The 16,705-nt window shown below is 47.8% G+C and carries 17 protein-coding genes and 4 pseudogenes; 15 read left to right on the top strand and 6 right to left on the bottom strand.

The genetic code is table 11. The features are described from left to right. Positions 1-718: 718 nt before the first annotated feature. Both glpX and JCM19037_RS17885 read right to left on the bottom strand, forming a co-directional pair. Positions 719-1,692, bottom strand: a pseudogene (glpX, locus tag JCM19037_RS17880) (class II fructose-bisphosphatase). Positions 1,693-1,763: 71 nt separating this feature from the next. After that, positions 1,764-2,225 (bottom strand): GNAT family N-acetyltransferase, encoded by a 462-nt coding sequence (locus JCM19037_RS17885; RefSeq protein ID WP_042403461.1) that lies wholly within the window; start codon positions 2,223-2,225, stop codon positions 1,764-1,766. Positions 2,226-2,339: 114 nt separating this feature from the next. On the opposite strand from JCM19037_RS17885, the pseudogene JCM19037_RS27685 reads away from it, so the two are divergent. Then, positions 2,340-3,716, top strand: a pseudogene (locus JCM19037_RS27685) (4-hydroxyphenylacetate 3-hydroxylase family protein). A gap of 1 nt (position 3,717) precedes the next feature. Here JCM19037_RS27685 and JCM19037_RS17895 read toward each other — a convergent pair. Together JCM19037_RS17895 and JCM19037_RS17900 are read right to left on the bottom strand one after the other, a co-directional pair. After that, positions 3,718-4,248 (bottom strand): transcription repressor NadR, encoded by a 531-nt coding sequence (locus JCM19037_RS17895; RefSeq protein ID WP_042403463.1) that lies wholly within the window; start codon positions 4,246-4,248, stop codon positions 3,718-3,720. Continuing rightward, positions 4,220-5,347 (bottom strand): IscS subfamily cysteine desulfurase, encoded by a 1,128-nt coding sequence (locus tag JCM19037_RS17900; protein ID WP_042403466.1) that lies wholly within the window; start codon positions 5,345-5,347, stop codon positions 4,220-4,222. Before JCM19037_RS17900 ends, JCM19037_RS17895 begins: the two co-directional genes overlap by 29 nt. A 111-nt stretch (positions 5,348-5,458) precedes the next feature. Between JCM19037_RS17900 and JCM19037_RS17905 the strand changes: the two genes are divergently transcribed. From JCM19037_RS17905 to JCM19037_RS17950, 11 genes and pseudogenes are all read left to right on the top strand, one after another. After that, the gene (locus JCM19037_RS17905; protein ID WP_042403468.1) at positions 5,459-6,901 is read left to right on the top strand and encodes an L-aspartate oxidase; all 1,443 of its coding nucleotides are present in this window, start codon (positions 5,459-5,461) and stop codon (positions 6,899-6,901) included. Beyond that, the gene (nadC, locus tag JCM19037_RS17910; RefSeq protein ID WP_042403470.1) at positions 6,855-7,697 is read left to right on the top strand and encodes a carboxylating nicotinate-nucleotide diphosphorylase; all 843 of its coding nucleotides are present in this window, start codon (positions 6,855-6,857) and stop codon (positions 7,695-7,697) included. The genes JCM19037_RS17905 and nadC overlap by 47 nt, the downstream gene beginning before the upstream one ends. Next, a pseudogene (gene nadA / locus JCM19037_RS17915) lies at positions 7,694-8,787 on the top strand (quinolinate synthase NadA). The gene nadC and the pseudogene nadA overlap by 4 nt, the downstream one beginning before the upstream one ends. Positions 8,788-8,883: 96 nt before the next feature. After that, entirely contained in the window at positions 8,884-9,696 is an 813-nt protein-coding gene (locus tag JCM19037_RS25995) for a DUF418 domain-containing protein (RefSeq protein ID WP_042403472.1), read from the top strand. Continuing rightward, the gene (locus JCM19037_RS24615) at positions 9,633-10,094 is read left to right on the top strand and encodes a DUF418 domain-containing protein (RefSeq protein ID WP_193744801.1); all 462 of its coding nucleotides are present in this window, start codon (positions 9,633-9,635) and stop codon (positions 10,092-10,094) included. The genes JCM19037_RS25995 and JCM19037_RS24615 overlap by 64 nt, the downstream gene beginning before the upstream one ends. A gap of 57 nt (positions 10,095-10,151) precedes the next feature. Then, positions 10,152-10,319: a hypothetical protein gene (locus JCM19037_RS26000; protein WP_193744802.1), complete on the top strand. Its 168-nt coding sequence runs from the start codon at positions 10,152-10,154 to the stop codon at positions 10,317-10,319. A gap of 703 nt (positions 10,320-11,022) precedes the next feature. Continuing rightward, the gene (locus JCM19037_RS17930) at positions 11,023-11,310 is read left to right on the top strand and encodes a hypothetical protein (RefSeq protein ID WP_042403478.1); all 288 of its coding nucleotides are present in this window, start codon (positions 11,023-11,025) and stop codon (positions 11,308-11,310) included. Positions 11,311-11,315: 5 nt separating this feature from the next. Next, positions 11,316-11,819, top strand: coding sequence for a GNAT family N-acetyltransferase (locus JCM19037_RS17935; protein ID WP_042403479.1), 504 nt, complete (start codon positions 11,316-11,318; stop codon positions 11,817-11,819). An 11-nt stretch (positions 11,820-11,830) separates the two neighbouring features. Continuing rightward, positions 11,831-12,130: a hypothetical protein gene (locus JCM19037_RS17940; protein ID WP_052364032.1), complete on the top strand. Its 300-nt coding sequence runs from the start codon at positions 11,831-11,833 to the stop codon at positions 12,128-12,130. A gap of 16 nt (positions 12,131-12,146) precedes the next feature. Continuing rightward, entirely contained in the window at positions 12,147-12,458 is a 312-nt protein-coding gene (locus tag JCM19037_RS17945; protein WP_042403481.1) for a TIGR04104 family putative zinc finger protein, read from the top strand. Positions 12,459-12,636: 178 nt separating this feature from the next. After that, positions 12,637-12,990: a hypothetical protein gene (locus JCM19037_RS17950; protein WP_042403483.1), complete on the top strand. Its 354-nt coding sequence runs from the start codon at positions 12,637-12,639 to the stop codon at positions 12,988-12,990. Here the strand turns inward: JCM19037_RS17950 and JCM19037_RS17955 are convergent. Then, positions 12,966-13,172 carry a hypothetical protein gene (locus JCM19037_RS17955; protein WP_042403484.1) on the bottom strand — a complete coding sequence of 69 codons (207 nt, stop codon included), beginning with the start codon at positions 13,170-13,172 and terminating at the stop codon, positions 12,966-12,968. The genes JCM19037_RS17950 and JCM19037_RS17955 overlap by 25 nt on opposite strands. Before the next feature lie 116 nt (positions 13,173-13,288). On the opposite strand from JCM19037_RS17955, the gene JCM19037_RS17960 reads away from it, so the two are divergent. From JCM19037_RS17960 to JCM19037_RS27690, 3 genes and pseudogenes are all read left to right on the top strand, one after another. Continuing rightward, positions 13,289-13,972, top strand: a complete 684-nt coding sequence (locus JCM19037_RS17960; protein WP_238544800.1) for an alpha/beta fold hydrolase — start codon at positions 13,289-13,291, stop codon at positions 13,970-13,972. Between the two features lie 131 nt (positions 13,973-14,103). Then, positions 14,104-14,820, top strand: a complete 717-nt coding sequence (locus JCM19037_RS17965) for a hypothetical protein (protein ID WP_042403486.1) — start codon at positions 14,104-14,106, stop codon at positions 14,818-14,820. A 92-nt stretch (positions 14,821-14,912) separates the two neighbouring features. After that, positions 14,913-15,547, top strand: a pseudogene (locus JCM19037_RS27690) (CatA-like O-acetyltransferase). 47 nt (positions 15,548-15,594) lie between these two features. On the opposite strand, the gene JCM19037_RS17975 reads toward JCM19037_RS27690, so the two are convergent. Next, positions 15,595-16,332: an IclR family transcriptional regulator gene (locus JCM19037_RS17975; protein WP_042403488.1), complete on the bottom strand. Its 738-nt coding sequence runs from the start codon at positions 16,330-16,332 to the stop codon at positions 15,595-15,597. Between the last annotated feature and the right edge of the window lie 373 nt (positions 16,333-16,705).

Raw genomic sequence — 16,705 nt, forward strand, 5'->3', positions numbered from 1 at the left:
CCCTGCCACCGTGTTTACTTTGCCGCAAGGACCGGACGAGCCTCCTCGGTCTAACGACGAGGTCACTGAAAAAGAGAAATTCAAAATCATATAACAGCGTTTCGCATGGTCTAAATAGAAAATCCCACATAGAACTTGCTATGATGGGATTTTCTTATGTGGGGAACCATTTTCTACAGAAATTCCCACATTGAATGGTTTTATACCCACATAGACGCTTCTATGTGGGTATTTTAACGATTGCAACCCGCCCTGTTGTTGAAATCCCCACATAGATGGGCCCCGGTGTCGTGTTAACGAGTAACTTAGGAAATGAGACATTATTTTTTCAGCACCCTCCTAACGACCTGCGAGGTCTCGTCTCGGCCCAACTTCTACAGCGTCACCGCCTTTCGTTCCAAGCAACGGTATTGAATTGGCGACGTTGCTGAACTGAGGTTGCTCAAGATTGGGATTCAACTCGATTCAAGCACTTTGGAGGTCAATAGCAGTAGATACCCATCCTTGCTACGTCTATTGTAAACGATTAAGATCGATCTCAAAGTCGATGAACTTTAGGATTTAACGGGTGGTCTACCATTAGTTTGTGAAGAAATTCTTTAGTTCAACTTATATAGATCGCAATACGGAATGATCATGACGCCACCCTCTGCCCCGCACCATGTAAAAACCGGATGCCATAGCGGGACATCCGGTTTTTAGGGATCACGGGTATTGATTAATCGTTGTCTTGGATAATGTACGGTTTGTGTTCGAGGTTATGCACGGTTTTAATATAACGAACAGTCTTCGTTTTGGCGCGCATGACGATGGAGTCTGTTTCGACAAGTCCTCCGCCGAGAAACTTGGCTTCCCCGAGAATTGTGCCTGACGTGACGCCTGTCGCTGAAAAAATCGCGTCATCTCCGGCAACGAGGTCGTCGAGTTGGAGAATGCGGTGTGGGTCTTTGATACCCATCTCTTTACAACGCTCAATTTCTGCATCGTTTTGTGGTTTGAGTCGGCCTTGCATTTCACCACCGAGGCATTTGAGACCGGCTGCGGCAACGACACCTTCAGGGGCGCCGCCGATACCTACGAATAGGTCAACACCAGTGCCCGGAAGTGCTGTTGCAATTGATGCACTAATGTCATTGTCTGAGAACATTTTAACACGGGCGCCTTTTTTCCGAATCTGATCGATTAACTCTTCATGACGCGGGCGTTCTAACACCATAACCGTGACGTCTTCAACTTTTTTATTGCTTGCTTCGGCAACGATTTCAATCGTTTTCTCGATCGGATCGCTAAGGCTTACTTTACCGGCCGCATTTGGACCGACGGCTAGTTTTTCCATGTACATGTCCGGTGCGTGTAGCAGTTTCCCTCGGTCTGCGATGCTAGCACGGTCATCGCATTCGTATAGCCTTTGGCAACGATCGTTGTCCCTTCAATAGGGTCAACAGCGATGTCGACTTCTGGACCATTGCCTGTACCTAGTTCTTCACCGATATAAAGCATAGGTGCTTCGTCCATTTCGCCTTCACCGATGACGACGCGCCCTTTCATGTTCACCGAGTCAAAAATTTCTCTCATGGCGTTTGTTGCTGCTCCGTCTGCCTTGATCTTGTCCCCACGTCCAAGCCATTTTGCTGCTGCCAAGGCAGCTCCTTCTGTCACACGGGTTACTTCTAATGCTAGTTCTCTATCCATACGTCCCTCCGCCAGTAAACATTATTCGAATAAAATAAGTATATCATATTTTTAATTAGTATAACTCATTTTTATTCGCGAATGTATTCCATCGGTTCTTCCACTCGTGTATATCCATTTTTCTTATAATACGGCTCTCCTGCCTCACTTGGCCAAACGAGAATAAATTCATACTCATGTTCTTTTACCCACTGATGAATATGTTCGAGCAATTGACTGCCAATGCCCGTTCCCCGGTGAGACGGAACGGTATAAACATTCGTCATATAAGCAAAAGGACGAGTAACTCTTCCTGGACGAGGAACTTTATCGACGAGTTGGATATAAATGTGACTCACAATAACGCCTGCTCGTTCAGCTACCCAAATGTGCCAACGGTCCCCCGCAATTGCCTCCTCAAGAAATCGGCGGCATTCCTTTTCGTACACGTGTACATCTGCTTGCTCTTTTTCGGGATGATCCTCAATTGTAAAATCCCAGCGCATCTTGATAAGACGCTCCGTATCAAGGGGTTCAGCTTTTCGAATTTGCATGTTTTATACTCCTTTCAGTTCCCGGACTGGACCGGTTTGCATAATGTAATGCCGAGGAGGGCGACTGACATGGGTATGGTTACCGCTAATGAATATATGGAACGGATTGCTGCGATGAACAGCACCGTTTGGCTTGATGGAGAAAAGATCCGTGGGCCTGTGACAAAGCACCCGGCCTTTACATCCGTCATTAAAAGTAAAGCGAATTTGTATGACCTCGTTCATAAACCAGAATATCGAGCGATTTTACAAGCGGATGATGGGTCATCGAACTTCTCCTGGGAGCCGATGACGACCCGAGAACGCTTGGCAAAACGCCGATTGGCAACGCAACTATGGCAAATGAAAATGCCGGCCTACTCGGACGTTCTCCTGAATATGGGAATACGATCGTGACAACACTTGCTTGTGCGAAAGATTATTTTGCGACTGCCGGTGAGCAATACGGTGAGGCGATTGAGCAACTATACGAAAACGCGAAACGTGCAGACCTAACATTTACACATACGTTTGTGAATCCAAAGGCTAAGAAATCAACGTCTTTTTTCTCGAAAGAAGAAGAGCAGCCAATTGCAGCAAAAGTCGTTGATGAGACGGACGCGGGTATTGTGATTGAAGGCGCGCGCTGCTCGCCACTCAAGGCGGAATTACCGATGAAGTGATCGTACTGCCCGCAGGATTAGAGAAGGATTACTTGTTCGCTTTCTCCATTCCTTCTGACACAAAAGGATTGACCTTTTTAGCGAGGCCGTCTTATTCGAAAGATTCACTCTTTGATGAGCCGTATTCTTCCCAATTTGAAGAAGGCGATGCGATCGTCGTTTTTGATTCGGTGTTCATTCCGTGGGAGCGCGTGTTTTTATATAAAAATGAAGAACTCGCCAAGCGACTCTTCTTCGACACCGGTCTTGAATCTGCGCTTCTCTTTCATGCGTCTAACCGGCAGATCGTAAAAACGGAGTGGATTTTAGGCATTGCTAATGAAATGGTCAATACGTTAAAAATTGGTCAGTTTCAACACATTCAGCAGAAAGTATCTGAAATAATTACAGCGCTTGAAGCGATGCGCGGCTTTGTATACTCTTCGGAAATGCAAGCAGAAATAAACCTTATGGCATGATGGTCCCGAAGGCCGCTCCGCTGAAGACGGCTGTTTCCTATTATCAAAACACGTACGGGAGACTTGTGGAAATTATCCAGCTCATCGGAGCGAGCAATTTTATTGCGACACCTAACGAAAAAGACTTCGAATCGGAAATTGCTCCGTTGCTTGAACGATTTATGGGTGGCTACGAAGCATCAGCAAAAGATCGGATCCGTTTATTTCGACTTGCAAAAGATTTAACGATGGGTGATTTCGGTTCAAGACAAACGCAATTTGAGCGTTATTTCTACGGAGATCCGATCCGGCTTCAATCCGGGCTTTGCCTCGACTATAATCTTGAACCGTACAGTTCACGTGTGCGGAACTTTCTAGAGAAGCTCAAATAATTCATTCGATGAGAAAGCCCTTTTCTCGTAACGCCGCTTTCGCATTGGTGATCTGCTCTTTTCGGCTTGCTTCCACGAGATGGAGATGTACACCGTCTGTAAGCTGAGAGAGCAGCGCACTTCCTGAATCTGTCACCCGTTCACAAAACGCATCCACATCACGGCGGTTGGACACATCGATTCTCCCAGAAAGTTCACCATACACTTCATGTTCAATGACGACCGTGTTTACGGTTAACCCGTAATCAACAAACGTATACAATTCGTCTTTCATTTCATCTGGCGCATGGCGAACCGCAATCCATTCCCGTTCGTTGTTTGCTTGCCCTTCACCCATGTACATGTACCCTTGCGCTGTCGCGAGTACAGGTTCTTCCTTTGCCCGTAATATGGACATGTCTTGGACAATCACTTGACGACTGACCCCTGCACGCTCCGCAAGCTCACCACCCTTTAGCGGTGCGCCTTCCTCTTTCAGCCATTGAACGATCGCTTCCCGGCGCTCACTTGCTCGTAATTTTTTTTGTAACATCGTTTTCCTCACTTATTTGTTCAAAAGTAGTGATCATTTTCTCAACATCTGCTCGGGTTGTTGGGACGCCGAATGTCACGCGAATAAACTGTTCAGCCTCATGTTGTTTCAGCCCAATTGCAAGCAAAGATTCAGGTGTATTCGTTTGCCCTGCCCGACAAGCAGATCCGACCGCGATTTGTATGCCTTGACGGTCACATTCGAGCATGAACTGCTGTCCGCTCCAGCCGTGTACGAGAAACCCAAGATGAAACGGCAAACGCTGTTTCGCTCCAACGAGGGAAAAGCGCCCACTTGTTGTCAAACGACGAATCACTTCATCCCGCCATAACGCCAGCTGCCCGACCTTCGGCAACTGATGAATCGCTTCTTCCATCCCGACCGCAAACGCTGCCGCTCCTGCCACATCGACGGTGCCCGGCCGAAACGACGAACGACTGTAAAACGGTTGCCACGGGACGTGGGGAGCGATGTACGCCACCCCTAACCCTTTCGGTGCGTATAGCTTATGTGCGGACATGCTCATCGCATCGAAAAGGTGCCAGTTCACGTCAACGCGTCCGACAGCTTGGACAGCATCACTATGAAACAGTATATCACGGGACCGGAGCAACTCGCTCAGTTCATCAACCTTTTGCACAGTGCCAATCTCACTTGAAGCAACCGCAAATGTCGCCAAAATCGTTTCTCGTCTGATCGCCTTCTCTACGTGTGCCGGGTCAATGTTTCCTTCACCGTCGACGTCCACAAACGTCACTTCATATCCTTGTCCAGACAAATAATCGAGCGTGTCCAACACAGACGGATGCTCGGTCTTTACAGAAAGAATATGATTCCCTCTTTTACGAGCCGCTTTTGCGAGCGTGACAATCGACAAGAAATTGGCTTCCGACCCTGAACCGGTAAAATGTACACCGTCAGCCTTAATGTTTAAGCAGTGTGCAAACCGCTGCTTGGCAACTCGGTATACATCCGTCGCCTCTAGCCCTCGCGTATGAACGCTGTTCGTATTGCCAAACGCCGCTTGAGATACATCATTGTACACACGCAAGCACGTGTCAGACATTGGCGTCGTTGCACTGTAATCCAAATAAATCATCTCAATCTCCCCATTGTTTTTTCTTTTATTTTATGTAAATATAGGTGACAAGACAACTGTAAAGTTGGTGAAAATTATGATTGTGATCATTGGGACAGGAGTTGCAGGCTCATGGCGGCTTTACAACTTTCAGAAACAGAAGACGTCGTCCTCATCTCAAAAACTGAGGCAACAGTGAGCAACTCCACTCGTGCACAAGGTGGGATGGCTGCCGCTGTCACCGCTAACGACGACACGTTGACTCACGCGACCGACACAATGCAAGCGGGCTACGGCCACGGTAACGCTACATACATTCAGATGATGACCCGATCTGCACCAAAAATTGCTCGAACACTCAAAAATCTTGGTGTGCCATTTGCACCGACTCTCGGACATGAAGGCGCCCACTCCAAACGGCGAATTCTTCACGCCAACGGAGATCAAACCGGTCAAGCCATCACGACGACGCTACTGCAACACGTGAAAAACCGCGTAAGCCTTTATGAACATGAAACCGTCGTAGAACTTGTAACCGAAAAGGGACAAATTACAGCTGTACACACGACCAAACAGCGATTTGAACACCCAAAAGCCGTCATCCTTGCTACTGGAGGCGCCGGTCAACTATACGCACGCACGTCAAACGTAGCCACTGCGACCGGTGACGGCATCGCCCTCGCGTATCGAGCGGGGGCCTCTGTTGCCGACTTGGAATTCGTTCAATTTCACCCGACGATGCTCGAGGCGCCAGGTGGCGGACTCATTAGTGAGGCCGTACGGGGTGAAGGAGCGATGCTCGTGAACAGCGACGGTGAACGCATACTCCGCAACGATCTCGCTAGCCGAGATGTTGTCGCACGTGCGATTCATCGTTCCGACACCCCTGTCTTTCTTGACGCACGCCATGTGAAGAACTTCACAAAACGCTTTCCGGCCATTACTCATCATTGCTTAACCTCGGGATACGATCCAACCGTTGATCCGCTTCCTGTTGCACCAGCTGCTCACTTTATGTGCGGGGGCGTGCAAACGAATGCGTGGGGGCAAACGAACATTGAAAGGTTGTATGCAATCGGAGAAGTCGCCTGCACATCGGTTCACGGCGCGAACCGATTGGCGAGCAATTCATTACTTGAAGCGCTCGTTTTCGCGGAAAAGACGAGTGCGCATATCGCGAGTGGCAAAGAATGGCGCAAACGCTCATCCTTCTCCTCTTCGCCGCCGGTGCATCACCGTTTACCTGACCGCGCTGAACTGCAACAGAAAATGAGCGCATCGGTCGGTGTCGAACGCCATCAAGACGACCTTAACGAGATGCAAGCGTATCTCAAAAACTTTGAATCGTTGCCTGCTGACAACACAACGTGCAGCGAAGACGATCACCTTTTCACCGTGGCCAAACTCGTCACCACCGCCGCACAGTTGCGACACGAAACACGCGGAGCACACATACGAACAGACTTCCCCCATCCAGATCCGAAATGGCAAGGCAAACAAATCACATTCCAATTGAAGGAGGAAAACGATGAACAAACTGCTGCTCGACGAACAGTTACACCGCTTCTTACTTGAAGATATCGGTACCGGGGACTTGACGAGCGAATCCATTTTTCAAGATGAGAAAACAGAGGCGTACGTTGTCGCCAAAGCGGACGGGGTTGTTGCGGGACTGGCCGTTTTTGAGCGAATCTATCAGCTTCTAGACCCGTCTGTTTCTATGAAAACGCCCCTTCGTGACGGGGATGCTGTAACCGAGGGCGACCACGTCTTGTCGATGCGTGGTCCGGCTGCTTCCCTTTTGACAGGAGAGCGGGTTGCACTGAATGTATTGCAACGAATGAGTGGGATTGCGTCGATGACGCATCTTGCTGTGGATGCTCTCGGGGATCGGTCGATTCGGGTGTGTGATACGCGGAAGACGACGCCGGGGCTTCGTATGTTGGAGAAGGCGGCGGTACGCGCGGGGGGCGGGTTTAATCATCGTTACGGCTTGGATGATGCGGTGATGTTAAAGGAGAATCATATTGCGGCATGTGGGTCGATTTCACTGGCGGTGGAGCGGACGCGGGCTGCGATGGGTCACATGGTGAAGGTTGAGGTGGAGACGACGAGCGGCGCGGAGGTCGAGGAGGCGGTACGTGCGGGGGCGGATGTGATTATGTTTGATAATGCGACGCCAGCTGAAATTGCTCGCTACGTTCCGCTTGTTCCTAAGGAAATCTTAACGGAAGCGTCAGGAGGCATATCGATGGAGACGATTGCGACGTTTCGAGGTTCGGGGGTTGATTACCTTTCGCTTGGCTTTTTGACGCATTCGGTTCAAGCACTTGATTTTAGTATGCTCGTACGAAAGGAGTGTTCGGTATGACGTTTACAGCGATTCGCAGGTTACCTGCACAGTATCGAGAGATGAGTAATGAGGAAAAAATATTGCGTATTGTTGAAGCAAAACGAGAGTTCGGGAGCGACCTGTTCATTCCTGGGCACCATTATCAACGTGAAGATGTGATTCAGTTTGCGGATGTGACGGGTGACTCTTTGCAGCTGGCGCAAGTTTGCGAGACCCGAACGAGCCCGTATATTGTGTTTTGCGGCGTCCATTTTATGGCGGAGACAGCTGACATTCTGACCGACAGCGGCAACGTGTGATGCTACCTGACTTGAATGCCGGTTGTTCGATGGCAGACATGGCGAACATTTCGCAAACGGAGCGAGCGTGGGAAACACTAACCGACCAGTTTGGGGATACGATTCTTCCACTCACGTACGTAAACAGCACCGCCGCGATTAAAGCGTTTTGTGGCGAGCGTGGCGGTGCGTGTGTGACGAGTTCAAATGCAGGCAAGATGGTGCGGTGGGCGCTCGCGCAAAAACAGCGGCTGCTCTTTCTTCCCGACCAGCACCTCGGTCGCAATACAGCGGCAGATCTCGGCATCCCGTTGCACAATATGGCGGTATGGAATCCAATTACGCATGAGTTGGAGCTCGCAGACGGTGCTCGCGTTGAAGACATCCAAGTCATTCTTTGGAAAGGGCACTGTTCGGTGCACGAGAAATTTACGGTCGGGCAAATTGAAGAACTGCGGCAAACAGAGCCGGAAACGAACGTACTCGTCCACCCTGAGTGCACGTATGAGGTTGTGCAAGCAGCAGACTACGCAGGCAGTACCCATCACATTATTGAACGTCTAAATGCCGCTGCGCCAGGAACGTCTTGGGCAATTGGCACAGAAATGAATCTCGTCAAACGGCTAGCCGCACAACACACCGATAAACGGGTATTTTCATTAAACAGCAACATGTGCCCGTGCTTGACGATGAACCGAATTGACTTGGAACATTTAGCATGGACGTTGGATCTGTTACGTGAAGATGTATACCAATTTGAGATTTCGGTCCCAGAAGATATCGCTGAAAACGCACGCATCGCTCTAAGGCGCATGCTCGAAAATGTATAATTATTTTCAGACACATTTTAGACACAATTGATTTAAAAATATTTGGATAAGTGTAGTGAACTCTCCTTATAATGGATACATAAGGAGGGTTTTTATTTGAAACATCAAGGAATTTCTTCAAATGAACGGATTCATACGCTTGATATTGTGCGAGGGTTTGCCATTTTGGGCATCGTTCTGGCGAACATGATGCACTTCAAGTCGTTGGCACAGCTGGATTTCACCATTATCATCGAAGGATTTCCTTTACCAGACGACACGTTAAACGCACTTAGCACTCTATTTATTTCATTTTTTGTCGAAGGTAAATTTTATCCGATGTTCTCGCTTTTGTTTGGATTAGGCTTCTACATATTCTACTCACGGGCAGTAGAGAAAAACTTACGTGCGAATCGCTTATTCTCCCGGCGACTTACGTTTCTAATTATCGTAGGGATCGTCCACTTGTTCTTCTTCTGGCACGGCGACATTTTATTCACGTACGGCGTGACTGGCTTTCTATTGCTTTTCTTTATTTCCAGACAACCGAAAACCATTTTAATTTGGGCAACGTTACTCCTTTTCATCTACAGCATTATTTTGGCGGTAATGATGGGTGTTAACAGCTGGTTAATGAGTCTCGGTTCCATGATTGGAGGCGATTTTACTGAAGAAATGGCCGCGATGAATGCCCAAGCAAATGATGTCATGGCAAACGGAAGTTATCTTGATATTCTTTTGCATCGCCTGCCTGAATCTATCATTACATTATTAAATGTTTTCGTCGTCATTCCGTCCATTTTGCCACTCTTTTTGATCGGTTTGTACATGGGCAAGACCGGCATGTTCACAACGTTGGGGACCACTTGCACACGTGGAAAAAGATTTGCATCCATAGCGCTTGGATTGGCTTTTTATTCTCGATCTTAACGACAGCGCTCCTGCATGACTTCACCCCTATACCCGGAGGCGTCGCATACAGTTTAGCTTTTAGCATACGTACATTCACCGGGCCGATTTTAATGCTGTTTTACCTTTCCGCACTCGTACTGCTGCTAACGAAAGAATCACGACAAAGAATGCTACAGCCGATCGCTTCAGTCGGGCGCATGGCATTGACGAATTACTTGATGCAGACGCTCATTTTCGTCACCATTTTCCACGGATATGGGTTCGGCCTGTTTAACCAAGTCGGCAGCTTTGCTGGCGTCATCCTGTCCGTTTCCGTATTTATCATCCAGATTGTACTAAGTACACTCTACTTGAAGAAATTCAATCAAGGACCGATGGAATGGCTTTGGCGCAAATGGACGTATAAAAACGTATAACACTTGAAGCAAGGAGCCAAGCTCCTTGTTTTTTTTCGGTGGCGAAGTGGCGGGGGCGTGGCGAATTTTGTCGAAAGCGAGCACTCCTGTGTCGATTACGTGCGCTTGTTTGTCGAATGGGTGCACTTCGCTGACGAAAGTGTGCACTTTCTTAAAAGCGATCTAGATAAGTTGAACGAAAGAACTTCATTGGATCGGATGACCGAGATGGGGCTTTGCGGGTGAGTGCTTGCATATTGTCTGTTGAAATTCATCTCGTTGCCGATCATTGTTCGTCACTGCAAAGGTTGCGGGCAAAACGAAAAACGTTTGCCGAAGGGTAAAAAGTTATGACCTAGGGGCGCCACTTGGTGCAAGGGTGAGATGACCTGTCACGTATGTGACAATCCAGCCCTCAAACCGGGCACTTTCGGCACGCAACTGTCACAAATCGCAAGATTTGTGACAGTTGACTTCGTTTATGTGCGCATTCACGTTTAAAATCATGATTTTTCTTTCTCAAGTGTCACAAATATGAATATATGGGGCATTTGGACTTCTTCCCACACACCGTAGCAAGGAGGCAGAAACGTGAACCGATGTTGACCTTATAGTCTGAAGTGCCTAGAAAACACGGTGTCGCCTTTTGGCCACCGATGTTGACCTTCTCCTCCGGAGTACAAGCATCCGCCTGCAGTGGAAAGCAACAACAAACTGCGCAACTAGGAAAATCTTAAGTTCTTTCTATCTAGATCACCAACACCTAATTTATTCCAGTTAATCTCATGTAAAGGAGTGAACGTAGCCCGGGCAAAATCGAAAAGAACCTTACGTTAATTTGCCATTCATCTTTGAGGCTCACTGCCCTTTTCTGTTAGTCTAACAGTACAATGGTTTATCGCTTTCCGGCTTGACATACGCAAATGTTGGAGGAGTCCATCATGTTGTTTTGGGTCATTCTTTTGTTTCCTTATTTGCTGCTTGGTATTGCGATTTTGTTGTCAGTGTATTGGCGGGCGAAGCCGCTCGTGTATTGTATGTCGCAGTTGGTTTTCTAACGATTGTGATCGTCGCCATGCTCGTTCCGATTCGGATTGTTCAGGCGATGAATCACTTTGCAAGTTGGATGGAAACGGTCATTATTATGGGCATCATTAATCTCTTTCTTTTCATTCCCGCGGGTCTCGTCTTCATGATCATTGCCGGAATATTTTTTCTAGTCAAATCAAAGAGGTGAATGGATTGAACGAATCGTTTTTACACGTGAACACAGAGCATTTAGTATTGAGAATGCCACAACTAGACGATGTTGCCTCGGTTCTTGCAATTGAAGGACACCCGGATACGAATCAATTTCGAGTGAAAATCCCGGTCACGAACGAACAAGAAGCAAAGGAAACGTTACACACTTGGCGAAACAACTGGCTTGAATCGGGGTTCGGGTATTGGGCAGTTGTTGAATCTATTACTTCTGAGATTGTTGGTTTCGGGGGCATTCGCCAAGAAAACTGGCAAGGGTCACCCGTCTTAAACCTTTATTACCGCTTTTCCCCTCACGTATGGGGCCGTGGGTATGCACAAGAAATGGCGGAAACCGCTTTGGAACTCGGCAAAAAACACGTCCCGCATGTTCCCGTCGTCGCTCGAATTCAGCCTGTTAACAAACCGTCGATCCGACTAGCGGAGCGTCTTGGGCTCTGTCATCAACCTAACTTAGACTCTGATCACTTAATGGTGTTCGCATAGGAGGGATTGCTTTGGAAACATTGCTCGGCATTATTATGACGGTGTTGCCGCTACTGATCGTAGCCGTCCTCGTCGTGTTCGTCATCAAACGCCTCGCGAAAAAAGCAAAAGAAGAGGGCTTTACTCATACAGACAACCAGCGCGCCGTGTTTATGCCTTTTGGAATGCTGATTGGCATGAGTGTGGGGATATTACTCGGTATGTTCCTTCCGGCTTCAATGGGAACCGTTCTTACGCTAGGTAGTGGTTTCGGCTTCTTCTTTGGATATTTGCTGTTCGAATGGAAACCTCAGAAAGAGACGTCCATGTAAAAGGAGGACAATTTTTTTGCGATTACCTACATGTTGGAACTGTACGAAGACGTTTCGTTGGCGACAATGTATCGGCAAGTATGACCGACTCGTTTGCGACTTGTGCGGTGAAGAGAATTTCCTTTCGTCAAAAGGACAATGGCGAATGTTTTTTCCTTACGTACCGATCTTTTTACTTCCTGTTTCTTGGCGTCCCTTTTTTGATGACCCGTTTTATTACTCGATTATTTTTATCGTCGTCTTCGTCATACTTAATCATTTTTTCATTCAACCGTTTCTTCTTCATTATCGAAAAGAAAAAGAGTATTTGATTGATGGTTTCTCATAACAAGTTGGAGAGGTGAACCGATGCTTTTCTATCACATGTATCGAGAAGACGAAGTGTTGACCGACGCCTTTGCCGCGGTTTGTCTCACAGCACGATGTCTGGGTGGGCGTCAAGAGGCGGCGGCAACTTTTACCCGTAGATCATCCAAGAGTTACAACGAGGCAGCTCAGATGAGTGGATGGATTTCCATACATCTTTTGCTGTGTATCCACGCCCTTACAACTTTGCGAAATATTTACAATTTCCACTTGAGACCGACAACGCTTATGTATTCAACCGGGAAATCGTCACAGACCTGTTCGGATACATTGAAGAAGAAATGACGATCGGCAGTGATGAGTATCGCCCTGGCATGTTCACCCATGACCTTCCACCGAAAGAAACGTTAATGAAAGCGTATTGGCAAAGCCGAACACCGTTAGAAGCCTACATCCGCAACCAACCTTATCCTGAACCTGAATACCTCTGCTTTTCCCCTGTACCAGCTCAGCTACTTCGTGGCTTTTTTCACGAGGAGCGTGTCGTTTTGTGACCGGCCAACACGCCGACAATCATTGCCAGCACGAGCAAGACCATCATGATTTGTGTAAGTCCCCCACTCCCCGCACGTCCTTCGAAGAATAAAACGACAGATGTGAGACTGAGTTGAACGAGGACGATGACCCAAAGCAAAATAACATATACAAATCTTGGAACTTTTTGTAGTATCTTCATGTCCTTATCGTAACACAGGTGAAAATGTTCACGTAATGTCCATAGCTCCAGAAAGTGCCCGGCAGGAATACGGGCATCCAGACGGGAATGTATTCTTTACATAAGGAGTGATTTCTGTGCCGACGATTCACATTAATGAACAGACCTTTCATTACCGTACAGCCGGTGATCCATCCGCCCCACCTGTTGTTTTGCTTCATGCACTCGGTCAAAACGCCTCGTCATGGGACTGTGTTGCTACAGCGTTAAGCGATTCATTTTACGTCATCGCACTAGATCAACGCGGTCATGGAGAAAGTTCACATGCGGACAAGTACTCTTTCCAGAAGATGCAGGCCGATGTGTTTGCTTTCGTCAGTCATTTGAAACTCGAACGGTTCATTCTTATTGGCCATTCGATGGGCGGAACGGTCGCGTACTTGTTCGCACAACAACATCCTCGTATGGTTGAGCGATTGGTGATAGAGGATACGCCCGTTCCGACGAAGCCTAGTAATCCGATAAACATTCCAACGAGCCCGCCTGATGAGCCGCTCCCGTTCGATTGGCGCGTCATCCCGCAAATTCTTCAGCAATTAAACGAGCCAGACCCCGAGTGGTGGATAAATTTGAACCAACTAACCATGCCCGCGCTCATCATCGGAGGCGGCGAGACGAGCCACGTGGCCACGAGCCAACTGCACGACACCGCCGGGCAAATGCCTAATTGTGAGTTTGTGACTGTGGAAGAGGCAGGACACCACGTCCATGCGAAAAACCCGACAGCTTTTTTAGCACACGTGAAGCCGTTTTTATCGTAAGCACACACGATCCCCGGATCGTGTTTTTTCGTATGTGGCCGTCGTTTTAAACAGACAAGTTACCTGCCCCTACTAAATCAAGGCGGTGCGGTTTATAATAGTAAGAGCAAATCATGTAAACGAGGGGTAGTATGCAATTTTTATATGAAACGGAGGCAGGCGATTATCGCGATTTTGCGAGTGGTCGTGTGCTGCGCAATGCACCTGGGACGACAGCGTTTCCTGTACGTCTGACGAGTGAGATTTTATTTCGTTGCCGGGCCTTAATTGGCAAAAAAACTGAGCTTACCATCTATGATCCTTGTTGTGGCGGAGCGCACATGTTGACGGCAGCGGGGTTTTTGCACGGCCGATCGATAACGACAATCGTTGGCTCAGATGTGAACTCGTCCGTCGTTCCAATCGCTGAATCAAACGTGTCTCTGCTCACACGTGAAGGCCTTAAGGACCGAAAACAACAACTGCAAGCATTTTTCGATGAGTTCCAGAAGAGCGCTCACCGTGAAGCTTTGGAAAGTATAGAACGACTGGAACAACTCCAGCAAAAGGCGGGGCCGTTTCATTCCCTTCAAGCATTCGACCATGATATTACAACGTCCCCACCGAGTGTTGAAGGTGTGAACATCATTATTGCTGACCTTCCGTATGGCAATACAGTCGACTGGCAAACCACAGAGGACGAGCCCCTTCACCAGATGCTCCAAAACGTATATGAAACGTTAGATCCCGACCAATCTGTAGTCGCGTTGATCAGTGACAAGAAACAACAGACCGAGCACCAATACTTTGAACGTGTGAAAGCACTCAAACACGGCAAGCGAAAAATTACGTTGCTCAAACCGAGGTGAATGATGAAAAAAGCAGAGAAAACAGCCTCCTAACAAAATATAGAAAACAAATTTTTTAGGAGGCGTTCTGAATGAATTTCCAACCCATTAATATGGAACAGTGGCATAGAAAAGAGTATTTCAATCATTACACAAAGCAACAAACATCCTTTAGCATGACGGTAGATGTGAATGTGAAAACGCTACGAGATGCAGCAAAACAACATCGCTATCAGTTTTACCCGGCGTTCATTTACGCCGTAACGAAGGCAATAAACAAGCAGCAAGCGTTTCGTATGACAATGCAAGATGGAGAGCTTGGGTACTGGGATACGTCGAGCCGATGTATACGGTGTTTGATGAGCACGAGCATTCGTTTTCTAACATCTGGACAAGGCGGCGCGCTCGGTCATTCCCTTCGTTTCACGAAGCCTATGTCCAAGACGTGTACGCGCACAGCAAAAAAGGAGTCATGTTCCCGAAAACACCGATCCCGGAAAACGTATTTCCTCTATCGATGATTCCGTGGGTAACCTACTCATCGTTCCAACTTCACGTTGGAAACGCCGGAAATTATCTCGCCCCGATTGTAACGGCAGGACGATACGAAGAACGCGAGCACCAACTGTTCATGCCCGTTTCGCTGCACGTGCATCACGGGGTTGCGGATGGCTATCATGCCGCGACGTTTTTCACTGACCTTCAACATGCGGCCAACACCGCTCAAGATTGGCTGAGCAATTATTAAACAGTGGAGCCAGGGGACTATCCCCTGCTCCTTTGCGCTTTTTCGCACTACACGCGCCCTCCAATTTTACTCGATATTGTTTTTGCTGTTTGTTGAACGTGATGAATGAGAAACCGTTCCCGTTCTTTCGTCAATTGAAAGCTAACAATCCCAATACTAATCGCTCCGACCAACCCCGTTGCAGCCGTTACGATCGGTGCCGCAAAAGATGTCGTCCCCGCCGTTCGCTCACCGTGGCTTACCGCATACCCTTGTGCTTTAATGAGCGCCAACTGTTCACAAAAAAGCGCCCGCTCACCCTCCTCCACGAGCTGCTCCACGAAACGATTCGTTTTCTCATCTGACATGTACGCAAGCATCGTTTTATTCGCTGCACCAATGTTCAACGGAATACGAATTCCGAGTTGATCATGAATGCGGATCGAATTGCTTGGGCAATCAATTCTTTCAATAATAAGCGCCTCCGCGCCAGCAGGTTGGCTAAAATAAACACTTTCTTCAGTCACTTGCATGAGTCGCTCAAGCTCAGGACGGACATACGAGACCACATCCATCGTATCGTACAGTTGTAAACCGTACTCCAACCATTTGTTGCCGAGCGCATAATGCTTCGTCACCTCATCTTGGACGACGAGCCCGTGAAGCGTCATCGATGCGAGTAAGCGGTGCATCGAGCTGATTGGCAACTCACACGCACTCGCAAGGTCAGAAATCGACATCCACTTTTTTGTATCTGCAGATGATAATCTGTGCGCGACCTTCATCGCGCGGTCAATCGTTTGCATCCAAACACCCTCCAGTTTTGTTGACATTTCCGACAATTTTCTTTAAAATCAAGCGCATATATTTCCTAATAAAGAAATCTGTTTCCGATATACGGAATAATAACACAAAATAAGGAGGACGACTATAGATGACAACATTTGTTTCAGAACATTTAGAGCATTGGGCAATCCAAAAACGTCGGTACTTACATCAACATCCCGAGATTTCCGGAGATGAATATGAAACGACCACCTACTTAAAAGAACAGTTAAAAGCGTTAGACCTTGAAATCCTTGATTATAAAGAACCCGGCGTCGTCGCTCGACTGAAAGGGACGGTTGGGGAACAAACGATTGCATTACGCGCAGACATTGATGCTCTTCCATTCAAGAA

This window comes from Geomicrobium sp. JCM 19037 (assembly GCF_000698105.1).
Taxonomy (GTDB): domain Bacteria; phylum Bacillota; class Bacilli; order Bacillales; family Marinococcaceae; genus Geomicrobium_A.

Coding starts and splice junctions, on each gene's coding strand:
- JCM19037_RS17955 (WP_042403484.1), bottom strand. CDS start 13,172: ATGAAGATACTACAAAAAGTTCCAAGATTTGTATATGTTATTTTGCTT.
- JCM19037_RS17895 (WP_042403463.1), bottom strand. CDS start 4,248: ATGTTACAAAAAAAATTACGAGCAAGTGAGCGCCGGGAAGCGATCGTT.
- JCM19037_RS17885 (WP_042403461.1), bottom strand. CDS start 2,225: ATGCAAATTCGAAAAGCTGAACCCCTTGATACGGAGCGTCTTATCAAG.
- JCM19037_RS17965 (WP_042403486.1), top strand. CDS start 14,104: ATGCAATTTTTATATGAAACGGAGGCAGGCGATTATCGCGATTTTGCG.
- JCM19037_RS17900 (WP_042403466.1), bottom strand. CDS start 5,347: ATGATTTATTTGGATTACAGTGCAACGACGCCAATGTCTGACACGTGC.
- nadC (WP_042403470.1), top strand. CDS start 6,855: ATGAACAAACTGCTGCTCGACGAACAGTTACACCGCTTCTTACTTGAA.
- JCM19037_RS17975 (WP_042403488.1), bottom strand. CDS start 16,332: ATGCAAACGATTGACCGCGCGATGAAGGTCGCGCACAGATTATCATCT.
- JCM19037_RS17950 (WP_042403483.1), top strand. CDS start 12,637: ATGGATTTCCATACATCTTTTGCTGTGTATCCACGCCCTTACAACTTT.
- JCM19037_RS17905 (WP_042403468.1), top strand. CDS start 5,459: ATGGCGGCTTTACAACTTTCAGAAACAGAAGACGTCGTCCTCATCTCA.